Genomic DNA, 24,242 nt, shown 5'->3' with positions numbered 1-24,242 from the left:
ATGGCAAATAATGGTTAAAAGTGCCGTAAAATTACCAAAATTAATGCCTGTGACAACTAGAACTGGAATTTGTTGTGGGGAACCATAACAGATGCTCTTATGGCTCTTCTATTTGGAGGAATCAGCCCTTGATTTTAGAGTCTTAAGTAACTGCGTGCAGATGTTAAGAAGCCAAGTACTGGCAAAAGACAATTTGTTTATTTGTTTGGAGAGAGTGAGGATATTTAGAGCGTAATGACTGAAACCGCTACCGCACCATTAACTGGAAAAGCACTGCTAGCTAAAGTAAAAGAACTTTCTAATTTACCACGGCGCGAAAGAGCCAAGCAGTGTGGTTACTATACAGTTACTAAAAATAACCAAGTTCGTGTCAATCTTACCGATTTTTATGACGCTTTGCTATCGGCTAGGGGAATTCCCCTAAGTCCAGAAGCACCTAAAGATGGTCGTGGACGTGAACCGACCTATCGGGTAAGTGTCCATCAAAACGGTCAAATTGTTATTGGTGCAACTTACACCAAAGCAATGGGCTTAAAGCCAGGTGATGAGTTTGAAATTAAGCTGGGATACAAGCATATTCACTTAATTCAAGTTGATAGTGATAAAAAGCTACTCCAGCATGATGAAGATTTAGAAATCGATGAGGATCTCGAAGACGAGGAAGACCTAGAAGACGAAGACGAATACGAAGAAGAGGAGGAGTAAAGTTTTCTTATAGTAGAGACAAGTTTAAGGTAAAAGCCTTATAACTTGTCCCTACGTCTAGAGTAAAAGCTTTTAAATTTCTTTAAGCTCAAAAATACGATGAGACATTTTGCATAATTCACTAATTTTGGTACAAGCTGGATTAAAAATAGAGAAAAGCTAATGGTCAGCAAGACTTGAGGCAGTTGCAAAAGAAGTGATAACACTGCTATCCCTGTTCTAAAACTGCTACAAATCAAGAAACCTTTTCTCTTGCCAAGCCTGAAATCTACTATGCAACAAGTCTATCGTCTTTTTTTACGTGATTTTATATCGTTATTTGAGCCATCAGCCAACTTCTTACTGTCATCTTTAAAAGATGCACCAGTATTCATTGTTGTAATGGCTTTTTTTATTGTTTGGGTGGGCTGCTGGTTGCCAATATCAGCATTAACAGCATTTGCCCTGAATTGGCAACTCTCTAAACCTTTGCAGCCAGAACAAAAATTACCTTTACTGATATCTCTGTACCTGTTAGCCCCCTTCATTTTATGGGGAGCTAGTTGGCTAACTGACAAACCTTTCTCAGATTACGGCTTTATTGGAAACATTTCAACACTATATTCTTTAATACTGGGTTTAGCCTTGGGAGTCTTGAGCATAGCAGTGGTCTTTTGGGGGCAATTGTGGTTGGGATGGTGCTGTTTTCAATGGTCGAATATCAAGCTTATGCAACCTGTGTTGCTACCTATCTTATTAGTGGCGTTGTTTGTAGGTGGTATTGAGGAGTTAGTTTTTCGCGGGTTTGTGTTTACTGAACTAAACAAGGATTATTCTATTTGGGTAGCAGCGCTCATCTCTAGTTTGATTTTTGCGTTTCTACACTTGGTTTGGGAGCAAACAGAAACGACACCACAATTGCCTGGACTTTGGTTTATGGGAATGGTGTTGGTACTAGCACGGTTTGTCGATGAAGGTAGTATAGCCTTAGCTTGGGGACTCCATGCCGGATGGGTTTGGGCGATCGCCACTTTAGACACAGCAGATCTCATTCATTACACGGGTAACGTCTCGGACTTAATAACAGGTAAGAATAAAAAACCCCTTGCGGGTGTAGCAGGAATTGTTTGTTTACTCCTGAGTGTGGGGATTCTTTGGGTTTTTTCTGAGAATATTGCATTTCGCCCATAGACTCCATCTATGTGACTTCTCGTTACAGCCGTTTGCATTTCAATAGACCACATTGCAATGAAAGTGCATGCTACGTCTGGACAGGGCTTTCAATTTTGGTTATGTGGTTCATTTATTTGAAAACCGCTTTCAAAGGAGTGTAGGGGTGTAGGGGTGTAGGGGTAGAATGTGTTTTGAATGCAGGAGTTAAAAAAGAATTCTTTGCCTTACCCCCAGCCTACGGCTCGCTCTCGTCCCAAGGGGACACGCTGCGCGAACGCTAACACACCCTTATACCCTTACCCCCCCCTAGTTTTTGTAAGTAATCACAAAGGTGCAACCAAGCCTGTATTACGCGGAAGAGAGCATTTGGGAGTACGACGAACAGGTGAGGTCTTACTATCTGCATCACTTTTACAAAGAACAGCCAGGCTTAAATATTGCTAACTCTGCGGTACGCGAAGAAATTCGTAAAATCATCGGCTTCTGGCTGCAACTTGGCGTGTCTGGCTTTCGCATAGATGCTCCCCCATTTTTGATTAACCCATCGTATGCGTTAGTAGAGACGCCAGAACGCGCGTTTCCACAATTTGATGACGGGCGCGAGTGCAGCTTTACCTACAAGGAGGGATGAGGAAAATTGCTGAACTCCTGAAATTGTTAGCAGGGGAAATTTTTCGGTATCGGTGGATTGCAAACTCTCAAGCTCGGCTTTAAGTAGATTACGACGGAGAAACCTTTATGGCAAAAATTGGATATCATGCTTCCCACGAACAGTTCAAGCCCAGTGAACTGCTCAAGTACGTCAGTTTCTCCTAAACCTTATAAATGAAAAACTTTTGGTGAGACTTGGTTGAATTATAGTTCTTATCCTAACAAGAAACTTAATGAATTGCTCTTTTAAAGGGTTATTCATTTGAAGACCTTTTTCTCGCATCTCTTGAATTAAAGAGATTATTCCCTGTTTCATCCCTGGCTCTTCTTCAAGATAGCTGGGTAGAGAATTCGCCATTTTTTTAATCAAAGCCGATACTATTAAAATAGTTTCTTCACGGCTGATTTCTGGGTCAATACATTGTTTAACAGCTTGCTCATACTTATCAATTGCATCTATCAAAACTTTACAACTTAATTCAGTATTAACCACTAACTGCTGATTATCATTACTTAATTTGTTAAACTTATCGTCCTTGGAAAGGTTTGTATTTATATATGATTCTTCTTCCATATATGTAATAAAATTTTATTTTCCCTTTCAAAAATCAAGATATACAGATCAACTATCTCTAAAAATTTTGTTATTTACAACAAGTATAAATACTTTCTACAAACAACAGTAAAAAAGTTAGAAAAGTGGGATTCCCGGTGGATAGAAAAAACCTCGCCTGACAAAATGACAGTGGAGGGAGTATTCGTGATTATTATTGCAGCATATGCTATCTTTATCAGTCCAAACACAGGATATTACGCAAAATATTACTATTTTTTAATAAAAATTTATAAAAAGATCTACGCCAAGCAATAATATCATGTTCGGGAAATTACCCATAATAAAACTTGTTTGTAATAAGGACTTTAGTACTTGCTTTCTCAAGCAAGAGGACTCTTGTCCTCACTAGGAATTTATTAAGGTTATTTAAACGGACATAATATGACTCATGGTTTAACTTCTCTTAGCACTTCATCCATTGGATAGTTTTGGTCATCAAATACTAGTGAGACTTCAGTTCTCGTTAATGGGAAAGGTTCCAATAGCTTGCCTTTCTGGCAGCTTTCCAGCCGCCACCAAAGAGTTTGCACAGCGATTTCTTTACCATTCACTAACTCAAAAGTGATTTCACCTATGTTATTTAATCCTACAACTTCTTTACCTTGTCCTTTTTTACCTATATAATCTCGATAGTTTTTTGCCATTGCCAGGTATTGTTCCAAAAGCGGCTTGCGGTCTTGTCCTGGTAGAGGCGCTTTGACAGAATATGATTGGACAGGATGAGAGCTTCGCAGTTGATTAATTTTTTCCGATTTGGCTAACAAAAAGTCAATTCGATACCACCATTCAGGTTTTTTGGTGATTTGTAATGCTCTAAAGCAATCGCGCTCTTGCACTAAATTTACTTTGGCTGGACTACCTTTAAGCCTCCAAGGAAGATGTTGAACTGTGTTGTCTACAAGAGTGTAAAAAACACCAATTTCTAGTTCCTTCCCTCCTTTGTTCTCCCACCCTAAAATCTCTATTGTTGGTATATATTTGATAATCCTAAAAGGAACAAAACCCTTGGTGTGTAATGAACGACTACCACCTAATCCTTTGGCTTCATTCTTAAGCGAACTGCTAGTAAATTGGGCAACAACTAATTGTAGAGATGCTGCATCCAGCGTCTCTACATAGTGAGAACTTTGGAAAGGACGTATTGCCAAGTATTGCAAGCGAGCTGCAAAACTGTAGTGAACATCACCAGATAAGATAATGACACGGCTTTTTTGGGCAGGTAACGCCCGTAGTGCTAGTCTGGCAAACAGCCTTTCAATTGCTGTTTCTTCTAAACCCCAAGCTTCTGGGTCGAAACCCCAAGCAGCACACCCTAGTTTTTCTGTGACACTTTTAGCTATTTTTTGTACGGCTTCTAAAAAGGGTAAGCCAATGACTGGACCGGGTGATATCACCAAAGTTACCTTTGCATTTTCTGGACGAACGACTTTTGATATTTGTTCATCGCAACCTTCAACGCTTAAAAGTGCAGGAAAATCAAAGTCCTGACCTGGGAATGCCCGCCAAGTGCGTGTGTCTAGAACTAAAACTTCATATTCTGGACCAGTTACAGTATAGTGCCATTTCAAAGAACCTTCTTGATAGGTAACTCGTCTAGGATGACTTGTTCTAATATCTGTTAGGGATGGCAAACCAACGCGCAAAGTAATTTCTTGTTCGTGTTGTGCGGTTATCCCAAAGGAAGTTGACCACGCCTCGGCTGCTTTGAGGAGTGCATCTCCTGGTTTGCCTTGTTCAAACTGTTCTGGTGTGTTTCCCCAAGCTTGGCAGACAGCATAGGCAAGTAAAGCATTTTGCAGTACCCGCCTACCAAGAGGTTTATTGAGGGTGCGATCGCACCACGCCACATTTAAAAACCAATCATCAGTAATTTCATGATCATCAAATATCATGTATGTAGGAATATTTGCTAATGCACGCCGAACATCCTTAAGTGTTGCCTGAAAATCTTGTAAATAGCCAACGTCTTCTCTAAATGAAGTTCGACCTCTTCCAAATCTGGGTGCATCGGGATGAACATCTTCAAATGTTGGGAAATCTTCGGGTTTAGTCCACAGCACATCACTCCAAGCAAATAAATACATTGTCAAGAATTCACCTAATGTGAATAAATGACTTTTGGCAAGATTGGAAATCGTGTTAATTTTGCTCAGACTTGCCGTAAACCCAGCAGTATGTGTTGCTAAATTGTTCCGCTTTCCTGGATTTAACTCCTCAACATTTTTGACATCTGGTAATCTTTCCGTCCATCCCAAAAGAGTTTGACTAGCATCCATTAACATGAAAAGTAAGGCATCTGCCACATCATCTACATAGATTTGATCGCCTGTGAGGAAGAGTTGATGCGGTCGTTTTTTTGGGTCTTGTTCTAGCGCTTCTTTAATCATTTTATCTACTGCCACCAGTGCATCAAGACTTTCACCATGAGGCTTGCGACAAGAACCGTGAATGATTCGCACATCATTTAAATGACTAGGCACAAGTGCAAAACTAGGCAACTCGTATTGAGGATATGTAATGTTTTTAATTGACCCTTCTGGAGTTAATACACCAGGTTGATGCAGCGTTTCTCCATAACCAAAATATAAGTTGTAAAGATAATTATCGCCATATAAAAGTATATTTGATGAAGTTTTAGCAGTGACAGCAACTATATGCAAGTGAGTACCAAATTGAGTCGTTTGTCTACTACCACTAAATAGTCTTTTTTTGTGAGTATCAAATATTTCTAAAGTAACATTACGGCTTTCTTTCAAGGCTAACCATACAGTTACTGCATTAGGTTCAGTGCGTCTGAGAATTGGTCCTGCAAGAATAAGTGGCAGCTGATTAATTCGTTCTTGTAGAGATGTCCATGTCATGAATCTTCTGCCATCAATAATACAGTTTGAGAATATTATTGCCCTAAAATATGTCGCTTTTAGAGAAATAATATTCTACAACTTTAAGACCCATTTACGAAACAGTTCTACGATAATGCGCCAGCGTCCCTCAATTTCTTCAACGACATCATGACGCTTTAGAGTATTAAGTGCTTCTTGTAAAGGAGCAATTTCTATGCTTGTACTTTGAGATAACGCCTCAAGACTTAGCCCTTCTGGTGATGGTGCTAAAGCCCTAAGTATCGCCTGCTGACCAGCAGCACCCCGCACCGCCTGACCCCAAACGCCATCAAAGTAGTAGCGTCCCCGCTGGAAAAACTCAGAGTCGTTGACAACAGCCTCGACCTCCTCTATTTTAAGGATATGATCTTGGGCACGTCCTGTGTTAAAAACCTCGTCATTGTAGCGCCGGACGAGTTGGAAACCTACAAGCTGTACTAAATAAGGTTGTCCGTGCGTGAGTTCGTAGATTTTATCAAGAGCTTCCGGCGTGTAGTCGAGCGGAAAGTCTTCGATAGCTGGATTTGCTAACATCTGATGGGTAGGTTTAGCTTCGATGAAACCAACGTGGATAGGAATGACGCTAGCGAAGAAAGGTTGAAAGTAATCTGCAGTCATCTCTTCCAACGTATGCAACCCTGCGAAGGCAAAGGCGATTTTAGAGCTTTTGTGCGCTAACCCCCGGAGATACCCCATAAAGTCTACAGGAATTTTTCCCGCCTCAATCAGTTTCTCGATTTGTTCAAACTCGTCTAAGGCGACAATTAAACCCTTAGTTCCTAGTTCTCCCTCCACCTGTGTCAAGTATCTTGAAAACGTCCGTTGCGGAAGACTCAGCAAATCCTCATTGCTTGGAGGTGGAATTTGCATCACTTCAGAAATGGCATCAGAAATCGCCATCAGCACCTCTACCACTCCTTGGGGAGCATCTGCAACTTCTAGGAGGTTGACATAAGCTACCTGTACACCTTCTCCTACAAACTTGGCGACATTCCGCAAGATGGAAGTTTTGCCCATCCGCCTATGACCATAGATAACAACAGACTGGAGTTGAGAACTTCTCACCCACAACTCCTCTAACTGTCTCATCACATCTTCTCGCCCAACAAACAGTTCTCCCTCTACTGGAGGACCGACAACATAAGGGTTCTTGACAGGTTCAATGATGGAAATTTTCCCGACATCCTTGGCTATCCTCTCCAAGGCTGTTTTCCAAGTTTGGGCAATGTCCACAATTAACCCGCGTTCTGCTTGCGGCAGAGTATCAGGATTATCTAGAATTTCTGTGAGTTCCCCTAAAGCACGGTTGAGTGCTGAGGAGCGTTGATAAGCAGACTGACTGCGCTGTATAATCTCGGCATTCTCAACGACACAACGTAGAGATGTGAGAGTTTGCCAGGTAACTGGACGCAGCAGGGGTTCTTGTGGAAAGGGAGGAATTTCAACTGTAGCGATCGCATCTGGTTCCTTTGCTTTGTTAAAAGCTGCTAAAGTTTGGGCAAGGGTGAACATTTCTTCACCATAGAGAAGAGAACGCACTGTTTCAAAAGCCTCCTCAGCTTTCGCTAGTTCTTTTTCATGCAGATACCAGAAACCAGCTGCAGTCGCACGGGCTGGAGTGTCTAAGCGAGTGTCTGTGAAAAAACGAGGTTGGAGTTGTTCTTTCCAACGACGAGGAAAGAAAAAGAAAAATGGCAAAGAAAAGAAATCTTCGACAAACGTTGACTTGAGCGTTTCATTAAGAGAAGCAGAGGAAAAACGCACAAGTTGCCAATCAAAAGGGTCTTCTGCTAGCTGAACGACACGAAAGACGACTTGCTCTGGAGGCGTTTCTGCTAACACCTGATTTACAGCTTGAATCACGGGGATGAATTGAAGAGTGTAAGCCAGCAGTTGGTTAGCATTATGCAAACCAGTCTCCCACTCTCGACGCAGCCAATTTTTCAACCGAAAAGACAGGGAGTAAAGCGGAAGTGCGGTAACACGGGGGATTTGCCATTGTCTATTGTGGGGGAACCGCACAACAAAAGGTAAACCCAAAAGCCAATTTTCCGGACGGAGTATCGCCACGCCAAACGCCACGCCAAACGCCACGCCTAACACCACGCCAAACGCCACGCCAAACACCACGCCTAACACCACCCCAAACGCCACGCCAAACGCCACGCCACTCGCCACGCCAAACACCACGCCACTTGCCACGAATGACGCCACGCCAAACGCCACGCCGCCCGCCACGCCACTCGCCACGAATAACGCCACGCCTAACCTCACGCCAAACGCCACGCCAAACACCACGCCAAACGCCACGCCACTCGCCACGAATGACGCCATGCCTAACCTCACACCACTCGCCACGAATGATGCCACGTCACTCGCCATGCCAAACACCACCCCACCCGCCACGCAAATCGCCACGCCACTCGCCACGCCATACCAATTAATAGGAATGTGCAGTTGCTGAAGAAACCCACCCAGAAAAAGCGATGTCACAACTGTTAACACCAACCCTTGGAAAAGCAAATTCCGTTGAATAGGATTTTGACGCAGCAACTCCCATTCCTTTCGCCAATTCATTTCCCATGAAGGAATATACCCACCCCCGAAAGTGTCCACGTACCACCGCAAAGCTTGGGGGAAGTAAAACACCCAGTACAACAGGCGCAGGTAATCCAGGGGGTTCCACAGCGAGAGGGGGCGCTTCAGTTTGGGGGCTAAGTCTAAGCGTGGTACAGGGGTTTGTTGGTTCATTGCAGGTTCTCCGCCATTCTCACTCAGCCGCACAACCCGCCAGGAAATGAATTTCCTGGCTCATAGCCAAAGTCCTCTGAAGAGGACTGCAAACCATAACGATTGTGAGAGTCCACTTGAGTGGACTTGCGCTATCAGCCTGGGATTTTAATCCTAGGCGGTCGTGGACGATATACGATAATTGTGCAAGAACTGAATTCATTCCACACCTTCCACATACCGCGCATAAGTTCGATAGCACAGCTGCATGAGTTTCCGAGGATGTCCGCCGCTTTCCTCCACAAGTTGCACAATTTCCTCCTCACTAAACCTCACAGAAGTCCCTGCCAAACGACTAGCAATAAAAGCACGCATGGTGGTTTCATCCCAAGGCTGAATGTGTTCCTCTTGGCAAATCCCTTCCAGCGGCGATGTCTTACCTTCATCATGACTATCGTTAAATAAGTCGTTGAGTGGTTCAGTCGCAGCTAAAATCAGCTTCAGCGGGGCATTACTCCCCTCGGCTAACCCGCGCAACTTATCTCGTACTCCACGGGTAAACCCTTGCCAAGTCATCTTTCCTACATTGTCTAAGGAAAGTAGCACTTTATTTTTATGTCCTTTCAAATTCCGGTTTAAAATAACCCCTTTGCTTTCCGGGATACCCACCTCGTGACACAACTCACTGTAGAATTCATCTTCATTATCGACTTCATTCAAATCTAAAAAAACTGGCTGACGCGGCGGTTGTAGACAATTTTTCGCCTGTTGGCAAATAGCCCATAGCAGTGAGGATTTGCCGATACCTTCTTCTCCTATCACTACTACACTACTACCGCTGTTAAGCACCTCGAACACCCCCTGCATTTCGCGTTCCCGTCCAAAGAACCGTTGTGTATCTTCTACTCTGCCGTTTAGGGGAATGAAGGGGTTGGGACTTGCCTTTTCAAATCTCGGTTGTGAGTCAGGAATTAGGTCTTTTTTTACATAAATAACTGGTTTGAGATGTTCTGGAATACCTTGTAGTCGAATCTCTACACAGCCAAACTTATAAGCATCTTCAATCGAACGATTTGCTGCTAATGCTGTGTAAAAACCAACAGCAAAGGAAATTGCAGCTTTATCGCCAATTGCGTCATTCATCCCAATCACAAACGGGATATGTTGAGCGATCGCCTGTGCCTGAATTTCAGAATAGCAAGCATTCAGCACTACACAATTTACGTGCTTTGCGAACAACTCAAACATTGCTGCCAAAGCATCAGGTGTCACAGGCTGGAATTTGCCTACTTCATTCTCAAAGCCAAGTTCTCCCTGACTTGTGCCATGTCCAGAAAAATGTATAATATTTGGCTCAACATCAAATATAGCTTGAGTGATATCCCCTACTCTTACAGACTCTCGCTGTTCTAGCTGATATTTTTCTGGCGCTTTGGCTATTCGCAATCTTTCTTTAATATCTCGTAACTCTTGCCCTAAACGTAGCCGAGAAGCATCACTCGGATCGGCTGCTAAAAACAGGATTTTTACAGAAATAGCACCGTTCATTCAGGCAATTATAAGAGTTAAATTACTGAAGAATATAACACCTAATGACTGAGTAACGCTTCTAGGGTGTGAGCATTTGCCAGTATCAACTATGAAATCATGTTATTTCTTTTTGAATTGTATTCGGATGTGGGGTGTAATGAATTCTCTAATCCCTCTACACCCTACACCCTAACCTAATACCTAATTCTTGGATCTACATAAGCATTTACAATATCAATCACAATACTTGCAATCACAACAATTGCCGCAAAAAATACCAGAACTCCCTGCACCAAAGGATAATCTCGCGAGTTGATGGCATCATATAACTTATTTGCCAGTCCGGGCCAAGAAAATGTGACTTCAGTCAAAATCGCTCCACCTAACAAAGAAGCAAAGGTCAACCCCATAACTGTAATCACGGGAATAAGAGCATTTTTTAAAGCGTGAGAAAATAAAATTTTTCTTTCAGGAATACCTCTTGCACGCGCAGCTTCTACATAATCTGCTTGCAATGTTTGCTTTAAATTCACTCGCACAATCCTCTCAAAAATACCACTTAGCAAAACTCCCAAAGTGATACTAGGAAGTGCAAGATAATGTAAAGCGGTGAAAAATTGACTTAAATTTATACTTAATAAACTATCAATTGTATATAAACCAGTGATACTTTGTGGGGCTGGCATAGTTGTAGGAAAGCGCGTTCCCAAAGGAAACCAACCCAATTGCACTGCAAAAATTAATTGCAGAATCATCCCCGCCCAAAACATGGGGAGCGAGTATGTGATAATACCAAATAATCGCCCTCCAACATCCAAATAAGTTCCAGGACGAGAAGCAGAAAGAGTTCCAATCCCAATTCCAACTATCAGTGCAACTGCCATACTGCAAACCGCTAATTCCACAGTTGCTGGGAAATATTGTCCAATGACCTCCCAAACAGCTTGTCCGCGACTAGCTAAGGAAGTTCCCAAATCTAGACTTAGTAATTGTCCCATGTAATTCAAATACTGAAGCCATATAGGAAGGTTTAAACCCAGTTGTTTTCGCAATTCTTCCTTAGCACTTTCTGGCGCACGTCCGCCGAGAATGGCATCTACTGGATCTCCCGGAGTTGCTCGTAGTAAGAGAAACACCACTGTGGTCACAGTCCATAGCATCAACGGAGCCAAAAGTAAACGGGTAATAATGTAATACTGTAAGGCTTTAGAACGAGACATAATATTTTGCGAGTTGTTAATTGTTAGTTATTAATCGTTAGTTAAGAACAACTAACGACTAACTTTTGACTACTTTTTAATTGTTTTGTAAATGAGATTTTGAGTTGGATCAAGTTGCACGCTACTGACTCCTTTGCGAGCAAATACATAGTCTTTGTTTTGCCACAGAGGAACATAAGGGACATCAGTTGTTACCTGTGCTTGAATGTTGGCAAAGATTTTCTTCCTTGCTTCGGGGTTTTGTTCCTTGCGTTGGTCTTCAATCATTTTATTCATGGTTTCGCTATAGTAAAACGACCCCTGACTCTGACTTCCTCCTTGTTCACACCCTTTAGCATCCGACCCTTTATCGCAATCCAAAAACGGTTGAATGTAATTATCCGCGTCCAAAAAGTCGGGATACCAATCAAGCAATGCGGCTGGATACAAACCCCTGCTTATATCTTTAAAGAAGGTAGCGGCTTCTACAGGGTTGACTTCAAATTGCAGCATCCCCTCCATTTTTTGGTCGGCGTAAGCTTTTAGTGTCTGTGCTGCTAAATTGCGAGTCGGAGAACTCGCAGGATACCAAAGTGGTATTTTTACGGGATTCTGTTTGGAGAAGCCAGCCGCAGTTAACAGTTGTTTAGCTTTATCTAACGCGCCATCGCCGTATTTATCTTTAAATAATGGCTGGGAAACATCAAACGTCGTCGGTACCATGCTGTATAAGGGATCAGCTTGACCTAACAAGACGCGCTGATTTATGAGTGGACGGTCAACCATCGAAGCTATGGCTTGTCGAACTTCTGCTTTATCCAGAGGCTGTTGATTCCGGTTTAAAACTAGATAACTAACCACACTACCCTGCGCTGTAATCGCTTGCCAATCACCTTTTTTAGCACCGTCTTCCAAGCTGCGAATTTGGTCGGGTTCCAAAGACAAGTACGCAACATCGACTGCACCTGTGCGGAAGGAATTATACAAATTCGCTGAACTGCTGAGAATTTGCAAATTAATGCCAGTATTTGCTGGCTTTTCTCCCCAATATTTATCAAAGACATCAAATTGTAAGGAATCTGTGCCATATCGCGCTAACTTATATGGACCCGTACCAATAAAGATATTTGGCTTAAATTTTCCTGCACCAATTTCGTAAGCTTTGGGTGAAACTGGAGAAACTCCCGAAAATGCCAGCAGTGATGGGAACGCCGCAAACGGTCTTTTTAGCTTTATTGTTAACTCATACTCACTAGTGGCTTTTACCGTGTCCACTACATCTGCAAGTAAGAATGAAGGTTTCCCACCGTTTTTGATAAAGCGTTCAAGACTAAATGCCATTGCTTTGGCGTTAAAAGGAGTTCCATCGTGAAACACAACTCCCTGACGCAGGGGAATGGTGTAAGTTAAACCATCAGGACTCACCTTGGGTAATGCTGTCGCTAACTGCGGCTTCACGTCGGTGCTTCCAGGTTGATAGCCGTAGAGGCGATCGCTCATGTTGTACACTAACCCAAGCGATGCTAATTCATAAGCATCAGCTGGATCGAGGGTACGGGGTTTTTGTGTTGTCCCTATGGTAATGCGACCATTCCCTGTTGAGGTATTGACTGAATCAGATGATGTTGTCGTGACTTGTTGGCTTCTTGAGCAACTTACCACTAAAAGTAAACATAAACAAAATAAAGAAAGGAATCTAGTAATTTGACTCCACTGTCTCACGGACAAGGAAAACCTGCTCATAAGCAATTTAAAATTTAAAAGGACAAAAGCTGGTGTTGGCAAGCATCTTACCTAGTATTTGCCTGTCATTTAAATATTTGACCAAACTAAGGGTGTAGGGGTGTAGGGGAAAAAGAGGGAATTGTATTTTTGTCCACTCTGCCCCGGAACCAATAAGGATACAAGCCCCTCAATTTATTGATGGAGACCCCTACACCCTTATACCCTGCCCGTAGGGAATTGACAGCTTAACATTGATATTTTTGAACTCAGTGGTTTGATATTTTACTATATGTTTGACTAATTGCCCCACGCTAGTTTTTCCAATTTATACTTTAGTTGATACCTTTTTATGAGTTAGAGGTATTTTTGCTATCAACAAAGACTTCGTTTCTGTACGTAATAGGTTGAAATCAACAAATGGGTGCAAGGACTACATTTAATTATCAACTTTATGACAGCGCTTAAGTTGAAAATAAAAAATCTTAGACAAACATATAGAGTTTTCTGTTCCAGAGTAACTGAAAAAAATATTTAATTAAACCTCCAAACATTAGCTAAATTTGTTTTAAATTCACAATATACAGCATCTACATTTGTTAAGCTTTTCCCGTAGGCTAAAAGGTGTACGTTAGTGAGTTGCCTACGTGCATCCCTATCCAGAAAAAAATACCTAGCTCAAGGGAAACAGACTGATACTAACATGACAATCAAGAATAGTAGATTGAGAGTCTAATAGCGAGACTAAGAGTGTGAAATACTTCTTTCTATCTGAGGGTTGGACAGTTGGCAGAGTGTGGGCATCTGATGGTCTTTGGCAGATAACCGCATGGCGACGCCAACCAGACATTCAGCGCATGAATATCTGTTTAGTAGAACAAAACGAAGTGTTGTGGCTTTATCGGGTTGAAGATGTCATTTTAACCGTGGAAGTGAAGCCGACAACACAACTACAAGTCAGTAAATCAGGTCAAGCCATCGGTCAAGTGGTGCTCAAGCGGTTAATGAGTGCCGAACAGGTTATTGACCGCTTGGGGACAGCATCAGCTAGATGTCAACTGCAAGATATTCAATTTGTGGTTTAAATGTAGGGACGCAGGGGCGCAATAGATTTTCCTGCGCCAGTGTAGGGGTGTAGAGGGTATTGAGGCACTTTAGCCCACAGCGCACTCCACAAACAGTCAAGACCTCTAGAGTTACGTAGCTTGAAACACTGTCAAGCTACGTAAATGCTTATGTTTACACGCTTGCAAACAGCTCTATCAAACGTTACACTTTTTTAAACATTCTCATTTTTTGCTTGGCGATCGCTACTCTACAGGATAAAACTCCTGAAGAGTGTAAGTATTGCCAAAGTAACCACACTGTCTGACTCATAAGACAAACCTGTGGAAAATTGATGTGGCAATAAGAAAAACTGAAAAATTGCTTTGTAAACATAAATCATCGAGGAGGAGCGTAGTCGATGGGACTACCCTGGTACCGAGTACATACAGTTGTTCTGAATGACCCGGGGCGGCTGATTTCTGTACACTTGATGCACACAGCCTTGGTGGCAGGCTGGGCTGGTTCGATGGCTTTGTATGAACTGGCCATCTATGACCCCAGCGACCCAGTACTGAACCCCATGTGGCGTCAAGGTATGTTCGTGCTGCCCTTCATGGCACGCTTAGGTGTCACCCAATCTTGGGGCGGTTGGAACGTCACTGGCGGTCCATCAACCGATCCTGGTTTTTGGTCATTTGAAGGCGTCGCTGCTGCTCACATCGTTCTTTCCGGTTTGCTGTTCTTAGCTGCCGTTTGGCACTGGGTTTACTGGGATTTGGAGTTATTCCAAGACCCGCGCACTGGTGAACCCGCCCTCGACTTGCCAAAAATGTTTGGCATTCACCTGTTCTTGTCTGGTCTACTCTGCTTTGGTTTTGGTGCTTTCCACCTTACTGGATTGTTTGGACCTGGAATGTGGGTTTCTGATGCCTACGGCTTAACAGGTCATGTCCAACCAGTGGCACCGGAGTGGGGACCAGCAGGCTTTAACCCGTTTAACCCTGGTGGTGTCGTCGCTCACCACATTGCTGCTGGCGTCGTAGGTATTATTGCTGGTTTATTCCACCTGACAGTTAGACCCCCCGAAAGGCTTTATAAGGCTTTGAGGATGGGTAACATCGAAACTGTACTGTCCAGTAGTATTGCTGCTGTATTCTTCGCAGCATTCGTCGTTGCCGGCACGATGTGGTACGGTAACGCTACCACCCCAATTGAACTGTTTGGTCCTACCCGCTATCAGTGGGATCAGGGTTACTTTAAGCAGGAGATTTCGCGCCGGGTACAAGGTAGCCTTGCTCAAGGTACAGACCTTTCTGAAGCTTGGTCGCAAATTCCGGAAAAACTCGCATTCTACGATTATGTCGGTAATAGCCCTGCTAAAGGCGGTCTATTCCGTACAGGTCCGATGGATAAAGGTGATGGTATTGCCCAATCTTGGCAGGGTCATCCGGTGTTCAAAGATGCTGAAGGTCGCGAATTGACAGTGCGTCGCCTCCCCAACTTCTTTGAAACCTTCCCAGTCATTCTGACTGACAAGGATGGTATTGTCCGTGCTGACATTCCTTTCCGTCGGGCAGAATCCAGGAATAGCTTTGAACAATCAGGCGTTACCGTTAGCTTCTACGGTGGGGACTTAGATGGTCAAACCTTCAAAGACCCAGCTGATGTGAAGAAGTATGCCCGTAAGGCTCAAGGCGGCGAAGTTTTTGAATTTGACCGGGAAACCTTGAACTCTGATGGTGTATTCCGCACCAGTACCAGAGGTTGGTTTACCTTCGGACACGCTGTATTTGCGCTGTTGTTCTTCTTTGGTCACATCTGGCATGGCGCTCGAACCATCTACCGAGATGTGTTTGCTGGTGTTGATGCGGATCTCGAAGAGCAAGTTGAGTGGGGTCTGTTCCAGAAAGTGGGTGACAAGACAACCCGCCGCAAGGAAGCTCTCTAAAATTTTGTAGCAAATAGTTAAGAATGGTCTAATGAAAGGGACTATGGATTGGTGACTGGGAACCGGAAGAATTCTTCCTCATCCGCAATCCCTAACCCCCCATTCCCCAGACCATTCTTTCCTGTAGCTTGGTACACTAAAATTGGTGGGTAAATAGGCAGGAACTAAAGCTATGGAAAGCGTTGCATACATTTTAATTTTGACTTTGGCAATAGGAACTCTCTTCTTTGCGATCGCCTTCCGCGAACCTCCTCGCGTTCAAAAGAAAGAAGAGAAATAGGACACCAAGTCCTCTGAACGGATGAGGTGTAAAATAAAAAGGCTGTAGGGGAGGGGAAACAAAAACGAAAAATCCCTTACCCCTTCGCATTTTTGGAGGGTTTCACCATAATATTGATAAATAACTATTGACTAGATAGAGAAAAAAGTATTAATTAATGTAAAAGAAGAAAGAATTAATGGTATAATGTATGATCTGGAAGGTAATGTGTTCAGATCAGCTTTTTCGCGCTAGGATGAAAAAGGATGTAAGTGTGGAATGCCTATTTGGCTCTTGCATATACATCGCTAGGAGGCAAAACCTTTACGGAGACGAATAACCGGGAAACAATCAGCATGGTCAATCAGAAATTAACCGCTCCTGAAATTGGATTTACTCACGAAGATTTCGCCGCTCTACTAGACAAGTACGATTATCATTTTAGCCCAGGTGATATAGTACCAGGTACAGTTTTCAGTATAGAGCCACGCGGCGCTCTGATTGACATAGGTGCTAAAACAGCAGCATATATACCTATACAAGAAATGTCTATCAACCGGGTCGATAGCCCGGAAGAAGTATTACAATCAAACGAAACGCGGGAATTTTTCATCCTCACCGATGAAAACGAAGATGGTCAGCTCACGCTCTCCATTCGCCGTATTGAATATATGCGGGCTTGGGAACGCGTAAGGCAGTTGCAATCAGAAGATGCAACTGTCCGTTCTGGTGTTTTTGCCACCAATCGTGGTGGAGCTTTGGTGCGAATAGAGGGGTTACGTGGCTTTATTCCTGGTTCCCACATCAGCACCCGCAAACCAAAAGAAGAGTTAGTAGGCGAAGATCTGCCGTTGAAGTTCCTAGAGGTAGACGAAGAGCGTAACCGCCTTGTTTTATCTCATCGTCGTGCGCTAGTTGAGCGTAAGATGAACCGCCTAGAAGTTGGCGAGGTAGTGATTGGTACAGTGCGTGGTATCAAACCCTACGGTGCATTTATCGATATTGGCGGTGTCAGCGGTCTACTGCACATCTCCGAAATTTCCCACGAGCATATCGATACACCTCATAGTGTCTTCAATGTCAATGATGAAGTGAAAGTCATGATCATTGACTTGGATGCAGAACGTGGTCGTATTTCCCTGTCCACAAAACAACTAGAACCCGAACCAGGTGACATGATTAAGAATCGTAATCTGGTCTATGACAAGGCAGAAGAAATGGCTGCCAAGTATCGGGAACAAATGTTAGCTAAGCAGCAAGGGATTACTGCCGTACCAGTAGCAACAGAAAATACTGACGAAGTTGTGGCTGAAGACATACCCGCAGCAGTTGAAGAAGACATACCCGCAGCGGTTGAAGAGGAAACACCTGCAGCGGTTGAAGAGGAAACACCTGCAGCAGTTCAAGAGGACATACCCGCAGCGGTTGAAGAGGACATACCAGTAGCAGTTCAAGAGGAAATACCAGTAGCAATTGAAGAGTAACGGATTGCTGTTGTGCTTGCCTACAGCGGCTGCTTAAAAAGAAGCATTGGATAAGGACAAAGAGGGGTTCTCCCTCTTTTTTCATGACTCATTGTTGACCACAAGTGAATGTCCCCAGCTTCCGGTAAAGACAAACGTTTCAAAAGGCTTACGCTGACGTGGAGACAACTGGCGCTGTCGGTATTGTTCTGGTAGTGTTTCGGAATGACCAGGGTATCCAACTGCCATCGCCGTAAGGCGGGCGCAAAGCGCCATCGCCGCTACTGGCTCATATCCCTCAGGAATGTTGTACAATTCCCTTGCCTTTTGCACATCAAATCCTGCCATTTGATGGATAAACAGACCCAGAGAAGTCGCCTGAATTGCTAGATGACTAGCTGCCGCCCCAACATCATGAAATGCATGACGGTTTTCTACACCATTCTTCTCAAAGTAAAGCTTCGCCACTGAGATCATCAAAACGGGAGCGTTCTTCGCCCACACTTGATTTCCCTCTGCCAAACAACTCAGCAGCAGACGCTTGAATTCCTCTGGATTATCCGCATTACTACGCTAGTGGCGATCGCCTTCGTGGATAAATTTGGTCGCAAGCCGTTGCTCATTTTAGGGTCAATCGGCATGACTTTGACCTTGGGAAGGAATCGAGTTAGAAGACATGTAATTGGCATAGAACTAGTACGGGGCAACAGAAATCTTCTCATGGTTTATGATTCATTGGTACGATAACCACACTTTAAGCGACGGATACCACGACAGTTACAAAGCTTAGAAATGCTTAATACTTCGTTACGATAGAGACATAAAGAGAGGTTAAACCAAACCTCTGCAAATTGAAATCAAAGGTGAACGGTATGAACGGGACTATTCGCGTAGGCAATCTCTTTGGGATTCCCTTCTACATCCATCCGTCCTGGTTTTTAATCCTGTTCCTAGTGACTTTAAGCTATAGCAGTGGACTAGCGGCGCAATTTCCCCAACTTGGAGGGGGATTAGCTTTACCACTAGGATTGCTGACAGCGCTCTTGTTATTTTCCTCTGTTGTTGCTCATGAATTAGGACATAGCTTTGTTGCTATTCGTCAGGGAATAGATGTCAAATCAATCACACTATTCATATTTGGTGGGTTAGCAAGCTTAGAAAGAGAGTCGAAAACCCCATCTGAAGCTTTTTGGGTTGCAGTGGCGGGTCCTCTAGTTAGCCTATTGCTATTCGCCACACTTACAACTATTGGTTTTGTGGCTGCTCCAACAGGACCATTGGCAGCGATTCTTGGTGTACTGGCTTATATTAACCTGGCATTAGCTCTGTTTAACCTCATTCCAGGCTTGCCTCTAGATGGCGGAAATATACTGAAAGCTATTGTTTGGAAGCTTACAGGCAATCCTTATAAAGGTGTGGTTTTTGCCAGTCGAGTTGGGCAAATATTTGGTTGGGTCGCCATAGCTTCTGGTTTACTCCCACTAATATTATCTGGTAGTTTTGCTAGCTTCTGGAACACGTTAGTCGGTTTCTTCTTACTGCAAAATGCAGGGAATGCAGCTCAGTTTGCCAGAGTACAGGAACAGCTTACAGGTTTAACAGCAGCCGATGCAATCACACTTGAGAGTCCAATTGTGTCTGCTCATCTAACCCTGAGAGAGTTTGCTGACGAGCGTATCTTGAGTTGGCAAAACTGGAGTCGGTTTTTAGTGACTGATGAGAGTGGACAATTGGTAGGAGCAATATCAGTTGAAGATTTGCGCACCATCAACACAGGACTGTGGTCAGAAACTCAAATCCGAGAAGTCATGCGACCAGTAGAACAGTTTCCCACTGTGGAATCTGATAAACCCTTGTTGGAAGTGGTGCAGCTTTTAGAACAACAGAAGTTATCTGCACTTCCCGTGATTCGTGACAACGGGATACTCGTTGGACTTCTAGAAAAAGCTTCAATTATCAACCTCCTTCAAAGGAGAGTGCAAGCGAATCCTGCATAATGTAGATTATTTTGACACACTCCAAACCCGGTTTCTTAAAGAAACCGGGTTTTTGAGTTGCTCTATAATTTCTCTGTCATAATTGTCAAACATTGATGCAACGTAAAAATACGTTATAGTACCAATGTCGATGGTATAAAATAGTTTTTAAATTATAGCGGTTTGCAATTGGGTAAGGTACACAAAGAAATAATGAACCACAGATGCACACAGATGCACACAGATAAATTTGTACTTCATTCAAGTGAGAAGCGCTATAAGTTATTGTTACAAACAATCGCCAGGAGATACCGTACTACAACCCAACAGCTAGACTAGAACAACAGGGTAACAATCACAGGAACATTATGATGAGTGACCGAGATTACACCTTAATTCTTGATAAGAGCGGTAGCATGTCCATTCCTGACCAAGCAGGTGGTAGAAGTAGATGGGAGATAGCCCAAGAATCTACACTTGCTCTAGCAAGAAAGTGTGAGCAATTTGACCCTGACGGCATCACTGTTTATGTCTTTTCTAGTAGATTTAAACGCTATGAAAATGTAACTTCAGCAAAAGTTGCACAGGTATTTCTGGAAAATGACCCGGTTGGCACAACGAATTTAGCAGGTGTACTACAAGACGCAACCAATAATTATTTTCGGCGCAAAGCTGCTGGTCAAACCAAGCCGAATGGCGAAACAATTCTAGTTATTACCGATGGCGAACCAGATGACCGCAAAGCAGTATTTGAGGTGATCATTCAAGCATCTCGCCAGATGGAACGCGATGAAGAATTGGGAATTTCTATAATTCAAGTAGGCTCAGATGCCCAAGCAACTAAGTTTCTCAAAGCTTTAGATGACCAAATGCAAAGTATCGGTGCTAAATTTGACATCTGCGACACAATCACTTTGGATGATATGGAAGATATGAGCCTCGCTGATGTGTTGATGAACGCAGTTACTGATTGATTAGTCATTGGTTTTAGACAAATGACTAATGATAAATATGGAGAATATAAAAATGTTAGAAAATCGTGATTATACCTTAATTATTGACAAAAGCGGCAGCATGGCAACCCCAGACCAAAAGGGTGGGAGAAGCAGATGGGCTGCTGCACAGGAATCGACCTTCGCCTTAGCGAGTAAATGCGAGCAACTTGACCCAGATGGTATCACTGTTTATCTATTTTCTGGAAAATTCAAGCGCTACGAAAATGTGACATCAAGCAAGGTGATGCAAATTTTCCAAGAAAATGACCCCTCTGGTACAACTGACTTGGCTGGTGTTTTGAAACACGCAACTGATAACTACTTTCAACGCAAAGCTGCTGGTCAAACTAAGCCAAATGGTGAAACTATTTTAGTTGTGACTGATGGTGAACCAGATGACCGCAAAGCAGTCATGAAGGTGATTATTGAAGTTTCTCGGCGCATGGACCGCGATGAAGAACTTGCTATTTCTTTTATTCAAGTAGGTACAGACTCACAGGCGACTCGCTTTCTTAAGGTATTGGATGATGATTTACAAGGAGCAGGTGCAAAGTTCGATATCTGCGACACCATCACTATAGATGACATGGAAGATATGAGTTTATCAGAAGTCCTACTCAATGCTATCAATGACTAAGCATCTCCCTAACTTTGGACTGAATTGAGGAGCAAACTGAATGTGCAGTAGTACTAAGTACAGCTTTGCATTAATTCGTGGCGTTTTAATTTGTAGTAAGTGCTTTAGCACTCTTGGTGCTGACTACGAACGATATGCATCATCTTCATTTCGTTACCAACTTTTGCAATCCTGTACTAAGGATTTAACATCATGGATTCCATGGACAAACTTCTCGCTGAACTGAAAGCTGAATACGAGGAACAAAAACCCGAACTGCATTCACCTCAGCCCACCTCAGCAAAACCAGTCAGCAAACCGCCATCAAAATCAGAATCGTTAATAGATAGCCTTTTAGCAGAAGTCAAAGCTGATTTTGAGCAACAAGATTTAGCTGAAAAATTGCAAAGACAGCAAGAACTAGAACAAGAGCAAATTAGACAAGAACAACTTAAGGCTAAAAAGTTGGAGGCATTGAAAAATCAAGCCAAAGATTGGCTAGCTAAATTAGACCCGCTTTCATCAGAAGGGCTTTGGTTTGAAAGATTTGCTGAAGGATATCCCTCCAAATTAGAGGCTACAATCGAATATTTACAAACGAATGAATAAATGTTAAAATTTCAGCAATCTTATGATTTACTTAGTATTGTGTGCTTTATAATTGATAAGGAGAGTGTTTCTAAAAAAGTGTAGTTATCAAATATTTCCCTTTTTACTATTTATTTGAGATACGTGCTTTACACCCCATTCATGCATTGCATAAAGGATTGGTTGAAGACTTTCTCCTAAAGGCGTTAATGAATATTCGACTTTTGGAGGAATTTGTGGGTAAACTTTTCGATGAATAATCGCGTCTTCCTCCATCTCCCTAAGTTGCTGGGTCAGCATTTTTTGAGTAATTCCATCTAAACCTCGCTGTAATTCGCCAAAGCGTTTCACACCATCCATCAATTCTCTAATAATCAAAACCTTCCAGCGTCCACCAATTACCTTTAGCGTGGTTTCCACCTCACAAGTCAGTCTGCTATGGTTTTCCGCTTCAGCTTTCATAGTTTCTTTTAGGTAAGTACCTTACTTTTAAGTGCCTACTTTCCATGTTAACTTTACTTAGTTTAAAGTTAGTACGGATAAAAAATTTAACTGCTAACAAAGGGACTGGTTCATAGTTGCGTTTATGCGTAGCTACAAGCCTAATGACCAACCCCAAAACCCTCATTTGCTATTGGGAATTGATTCATGACACATATTCTGCATATTGACTCTAGTCCTCGTGGAGAACGTTCTTTTTCGCGCAAGTTCTCTGGTGAGTTCATCACAGCTTGGAAAAACACCCATTCTGGAGATACAGTGACCTACCGGGATTTAGGTCACAATCCAGTTCCCCATGTAGACGAATCTTGGATTGCAGCCGCTTTTACACCACCAAATGCTCGCACACCCGAACTGGCTAAGGCAATTGAATTGTCTGATACTTTAGTTGATGAGTTTTTGACAGCTGACCTCTATGTCTTTGGTGTGCCGATGTATAACTTTAACGTACCCTCTGCGTTCAAAGCTTACATTGACCAAATTGTTCGCGTTGGTCGCACCTTCGCTATCACAGAGCAAGGCGGCTTCAAGGGGTTGGTTGACGGCAAAAAGTTGCTAGTTGTCACAGCTCGGGGTGGTAACTTTTCACCAGGAAGTCCTGCTGCACCATACGATTATCAGGAACCCTACTTGAGAGCGGTTTTTGGTTTTCTGGGAATTACAGATATTACATTCATTAATGTGGAAGACCTCAGCGCGGATGATCACGCTCGCGAGCAGTCTTTTGCAAAAGCAGATGAGGCGATCGCCCAAGCTGTAACTAGTTGGTAATTTCATATCTTGCAGCTGTTGCCGACACCATCTTAATAGTGTCGGCACTTTTGTCAAGTCCCGATAGACAGAGTACCAAAAATCAGATGTATATTGTTCGGTTTATCTAAGGCAACTTCCGTGGGCGCAAGAGCTGATTTAGGCGTGAAGTTAAGCGGCTCAAGAGGCGGTAGCTCCTGCGGACAACATCTAGAACAAAGTAGGGCAAACGGAGCCGAAGCGGGGAGAGGAGAGGGCGATACAGCCAGTAGTATGCCTTCTTCAGGTTATTCCACTTTGAGCAGTTCTCCTCATGGAGGAAGTCTGAAACGTCCACAACCAGTCCTCTCCCTTTGTGCATCATCACATTGCGCCCGTGGACGTCATGGGGGTGGAGACCACGCCCACAGGCATAGTCCAGGGCAGAGTCGATGTCCCGTATGACCTGCTCTGGAATCCTTAGACCAAGGTGCATACAGTCGTAGAGAGTCACTCCACGCAGCCGCTTCAGGACTAAGAAGCCATCTCCAGCGTACAGACACTCGGAGAAAGCAGGGTGGGAACCCAGGCGGCGGTAAACCTCCACCTCCTCAAAGAAGCCTGGGCGTCCGGGCGCGTAAATCTTTACCACCTGATCTGGATAGTCAGGGTGATAGACCACTGCCGCGTAGTTCCCCGCCCCGAGAAGCTGCCAGGGGTTGGGGAGATGGCGGACTTCCACCGGGTTGTGGGGATCGACGCTCTCAATCCGGAAGTTGGGAAGTAACTCTTGGTGGATACTCTTTATCAGCCGATTTATGTGCGCTCCATCCATACCGGGTTCCTTGAAAGTAGCTTCGCTGTAACCAAGCGCCATGCAAGAGCAAAAACCTTATATACATAAATAGCTTACACCCTTATCCCCTAGCATTT

The 24,242-nt window shown here is 43.4% G+C and carries 22 protein-coding genes and 1 pseudogene; 13 read left to right on the top strand and 10 right to left on the bottom strand.

The genetic code is table 11. The annotated features are described in order from the left end of the window. Positions 1 to 234 precede the first annotated feature (234 nt). From MAS10914_RS0111225 to MAS10914_RS35490, 3 genes are all read left to right on the top strand, one after another. The gene (locus tag MAS10914_RS0111225; protein WP_017316028.1) at positions 235 to 705 is read left to right on the top strand and encodes an AbrB family transcriptional regulator; all 471 of its coding nucleotides are present in this window, start codon (positions 235 to 237) and stop codon (positions 703 to 705) included. 273 nt (positions 706 to 978) lie between these two features. After that, positions 979 to 1,875, top strand: coding sequence for a CPBP family intramembrane glutamic endopeptidase (locus MAS10914_RS0111220; protein ID WP_017316027.1), 897 nt, complete (start codon positions 979 to 981; stop codon positions 1,873 to 1,875). 313 nt (positions 1,876 to 2,188) lie between these two features. Further along, positions 2,189 to 2,488: an alpha-amylase family glycosyl hydrolase gene (locus MAS10914_RS35490; protein ID WP_017316026.1), complete on the top strand. Its 300-nt coding sequence runs from the start codon at positions 2,189 to 2,191 to the stop codon at positions 2,486 to 2,488. A gap of 171 nt (positions 2,489 to 2,659) precedes the next feature. On the opposite strand, the gene MAS10914_RS0111205 is transcribed toward MAS10914_RS35490, so the two are convergent. The 7 genes from MAS10914_RS0111205 to MAS10914_RS0111180 form a co-directional block, all read right to left on the bottom strand. Next, positions 2,660 to 3,082, bottom strand: coding sequence for a hypothetical protein (locus MAS10914_RS0111205; protein ID WP_017316025.1), 423 nt, complete (start codon positions 3,080 to 3,082; stop codon positions 2,660 to 2,662). A gap of 428 nt (positions 3,083 to 3,510) precedes the next feature. Beyond that, positions 3,511 to 5,985, bottom strand: a complete 2,475-nt coding sequence (locus tag MAS10914_RS0111200; protein ID WP_017316024.1) for a metallophosphoesterase family protein — start codon at positions 5,983 to 5,985, stop codon at positions 3,511 to 3,513. Positions 5,986 to 6,060: 75 nt separating this feature from the next. Beyond that, positions 6,061 to 8,757, bottom strand: a complete 2,697-nt coding sequence (locus MAS10914_RS0111195) for an AAA family ATPase (RefSeq protein WP_026082487.1) — start codon at positions 8,755 to 8,757, stop codon at positions 6,061 to 6,063. A gap of 19 nt (positions 8,758 to 8,776) precedes the next feature. Beyond that, positions 8,777 to 8,959, bottom strand: coding sequence for a hypothetical protein (locus MAS10914_RS34115; protein ID WP_156818134.1), 183 nt, complete (start codon positions 8,957 to 8,959; stop codon positions 8,777 to 8,779). Continuing rightward, positions 8,956 to 10,284, bottom strand: coding sequence for an nSTAND1 domain-containing NTPase (locus tag MAS10914_RS0111190; RefSeq protein ID WP_017316022.1), 1,329 nt, complete (start codon positions 10,282 to 10,284; stop codon positions 8,956 to 8,958). Before MAS10914_RS0111190 ends, MAS10914_RS34115 begins: the two co-directional genes overlap by 4 nt. Positions 10,285 to 10,460: 176 nt before the next feature. After that, a complete protein-coding gene (locus MAS10914_RS0111185) occupies positions 10,461 to 11,486 on the bottom strand; it encodes an ABC transporter permease (protein ID WP_017316021.1) in 1,026 nt (341 codons plus the stop codon). 69 nt (positions 11,487 to 11,555) lie between these two features. After that, positions 11,556 to 13,208 carry an ABC transporter substrate-binding protein gene (locus MAS10914_RS0111180; protein ID WP_026082486.1) on the bottom strand — a complete coding sequence of 551 codons (1,653 nt, stop codon included), beginning with the start codon at positions 13,206 to 13,208 and terminating at the stop codon, positions 11,556 to 11,558. Between the two features lie 731 nt (positions 13,209 to 13,939). Between MAS10914_RS0111180 and MAS10914_RS0111175 the strand changes: the two genes are divergently transcribed. The 4 genes from MAS10914_RS0111175 to MAS10914_RS0111160 all read left to right on the top strand — a co-directional run bounded on the left by MAS10914_RS0111175 (position 13,940) and on the right by MAS10914_RS0111160 (position 17,925). After that, positions 13,940 to 14,272 (top strand): hypothetical protein, encoded by a 333-nt coding sequence (locus tag MAS10914_RS0111175; RefSeq protein WP_017316019.1) that lies wholly within the window; start codon positions 13,940 to 13,942, stop codon positions 14,270 to 14,272. Between the two features lie 380 nt (positions 14,273 to 14,652). After that, entirely contained in the window at positions 14,653 to 16,182 is a 1,530-nt protein-coding gene (gene psbB, locus MAS10914_RS0111170; RefSeq protein WP_017316018.1) for a photosystem II chlorophyll-binding protein CP47, read from the top strand. Between the two features lie 172 nt (positions 16,183 to 16,354). Continuing rightward, positions 16,355 to 16,462 (top strand): photosystem II reaction center protein T, encoded by a 108-nt coding sequence (locus tag MAS10914_RS0111165; RefSeq protein ID WP_017316017.1) that lies wholly within the window; start codon positions 16,355 to 16,357, stop codon positions 16,460 to 16,462. 335 nt (positions 16,463 to 16,797) lie between these two features. Further along, positions 16,798 to 17,925 carry a 30S ribosomal protein S1 gene (locus MAS10914_RS0111160; protein WP_017316016.1) on the top strand — a complete coding sequence of 376 codons (1,128 nt, stop codon included), beginning with the start codon at positions 16,798 to 16,800 and terminating at the stop codon, positions 17,923 to 17,925. Positions 17,926 to 18,006: 81 nt separating this feature from the next. Here the strand turns inward: MAS10914_RS0111160 and MAS10914_RS30010 are convergent. After that, positions 18,007 to 18,465: pseudogene (locus tag MAS10914_RS30010) on the bottom strand (nitroreductase family protein); the annotation flags it as partial. A 15-nt stretch (positions 18,466 to 18,480) separates the two neighbouring features. Between MAS10914_RS30010 and MAS10914_RS35485 the strand changes: the two are divergent. The 5 genes from MAS10914_RS35485 to MAS10914_RS0111135 all read left to right on the top strand — a co-directional run bounded on the left by MAS10914_RS35485 (position 18,481) and on the right by MAS10914_RS0111135 (position 22,100). Continuing rightward, positions 18,481 to 18,651 carry a hypothetical protein gene (locus tag MAS10914_RS35485; RefSeq protein ID WP_408605895.1) on the top strand — a complete coding sequence of 57 codons (171 nt, stop codon included), beginning with the start codon at positions 18,481 to 18,483 and terminating at the stop codon, positions 18,649 to 18,651. Positions 18,652 to 18,776: 125 nt separating this feature from the next. Continuing rightward, complete coding sequence (locus tag MAS10914_RS0111150) at positions 18,777 to 19,901, top strand: site-2 protease family protein (protein ID WP_017316014.1); 1,125 nt, start codon at positions 18,777 to 18,779, stop codon at positions 19,899 to 19,901. Between the two features lie 347 nt (positions 19,902 to 20,248). Beyond that, positions 20,249 to 20,854: a vWA domain-containing protein gene (locus MAS10914_RS0111145; RefSeq protein ID WP_026082485.1), complete on the top strand. Its 606-nt coding sequence runs from the start codon at positions 20,249 to 20,251 to the stop codon at positions 20,852 to 20,854. A gap of 52 nt (positions 20,855 to 20,906) precedes the next feature. Next, positions 20,907 to 21,512: a vWA domain-containing protein gene (locus MAS10914_RS0111140; protein WP_017316012.1), complete on the top strand. Its 606-nt coding sequence runs from the start codon at positions 20,907 to 20,909 to the stop codon at positions 21,510 to 21,512. A gap of 192 nt (positions 21,513 to 21,704) precedes the next feature. Further along, on the top strand, positions 21,705 to 22,100 hold the full coding sequence (locus MAS10914_RS0111135) for a salt stress protein, Slr1339 family (RefSeq protein WP_017316011.1): 396 nt from the start codon (positions 21,705 to 21,707) through the stop codon (positions 22,098 to 22,100). Between the two features lie 87 nt (positions 22,101 to 22,187). On the opposite strand, the gene MAS10914_RS0111130 is transcribed toward MAS10914_RS0111135, so the two are convergent. Continuing rightward, entirely contained in the window at positions 22,188 to 22,541 is a 354-nt protein-coding gene (locus tag MAS10914_RS0111130; RefSeq protein ID WP_017316010.1) for a winged helix-turn-helix transcriptional regulator, read from the bottom strand. A 186-nt stretch (positions 22,542 to 22,727) separates the two neighbouring features. Between MAS10914_RS0111130 and MAS10914_RS0111125 the strand changes: the two genes are divergently transcribed. Further along, a complete protein-coding gene (locus MAS10914_RS0111125; protein WP_017316009.1) occupies positions 22,728 to 23,351 on the top strand; it encodes an FMN-dependent NADH-azoreductase in 624 nt (207 codons plus the stop codon). A gap of 106 nt (positions 23,352 to 23,457) precedes the next feature. On the opposite strand, the gene MAS10914_RS35480 is transcribed toward MAS10914_RS0111125, so the two are convergent. Further along, a complete protein-coding gene (locus tag MAS10914_RS35480; protein ID WP_026082484.1) occupies positions 23,458 to 24,144 on the bottom strand; it encodes a serine/threonine-protein kinase in 687 nt (228 codons plus the stop codon). Between the last annotated feature and the right edge of the window lie 98 nt (positions 24,145 to 24,242).

It is taken from the genome of Mastigocladopsis repens PCC 10914 (genome assembly GCF_000315565.1).
Lineage (GTDB): Bacteria > Cyanobacteriota > Cyanobacteriia > Cyanobacteriales > Nostocaceae > Mastigocladopsis > Mastigocladopsis repens.
This window is presented reverse-complemented; position numbering and strand designations above follow the sequence as displayed.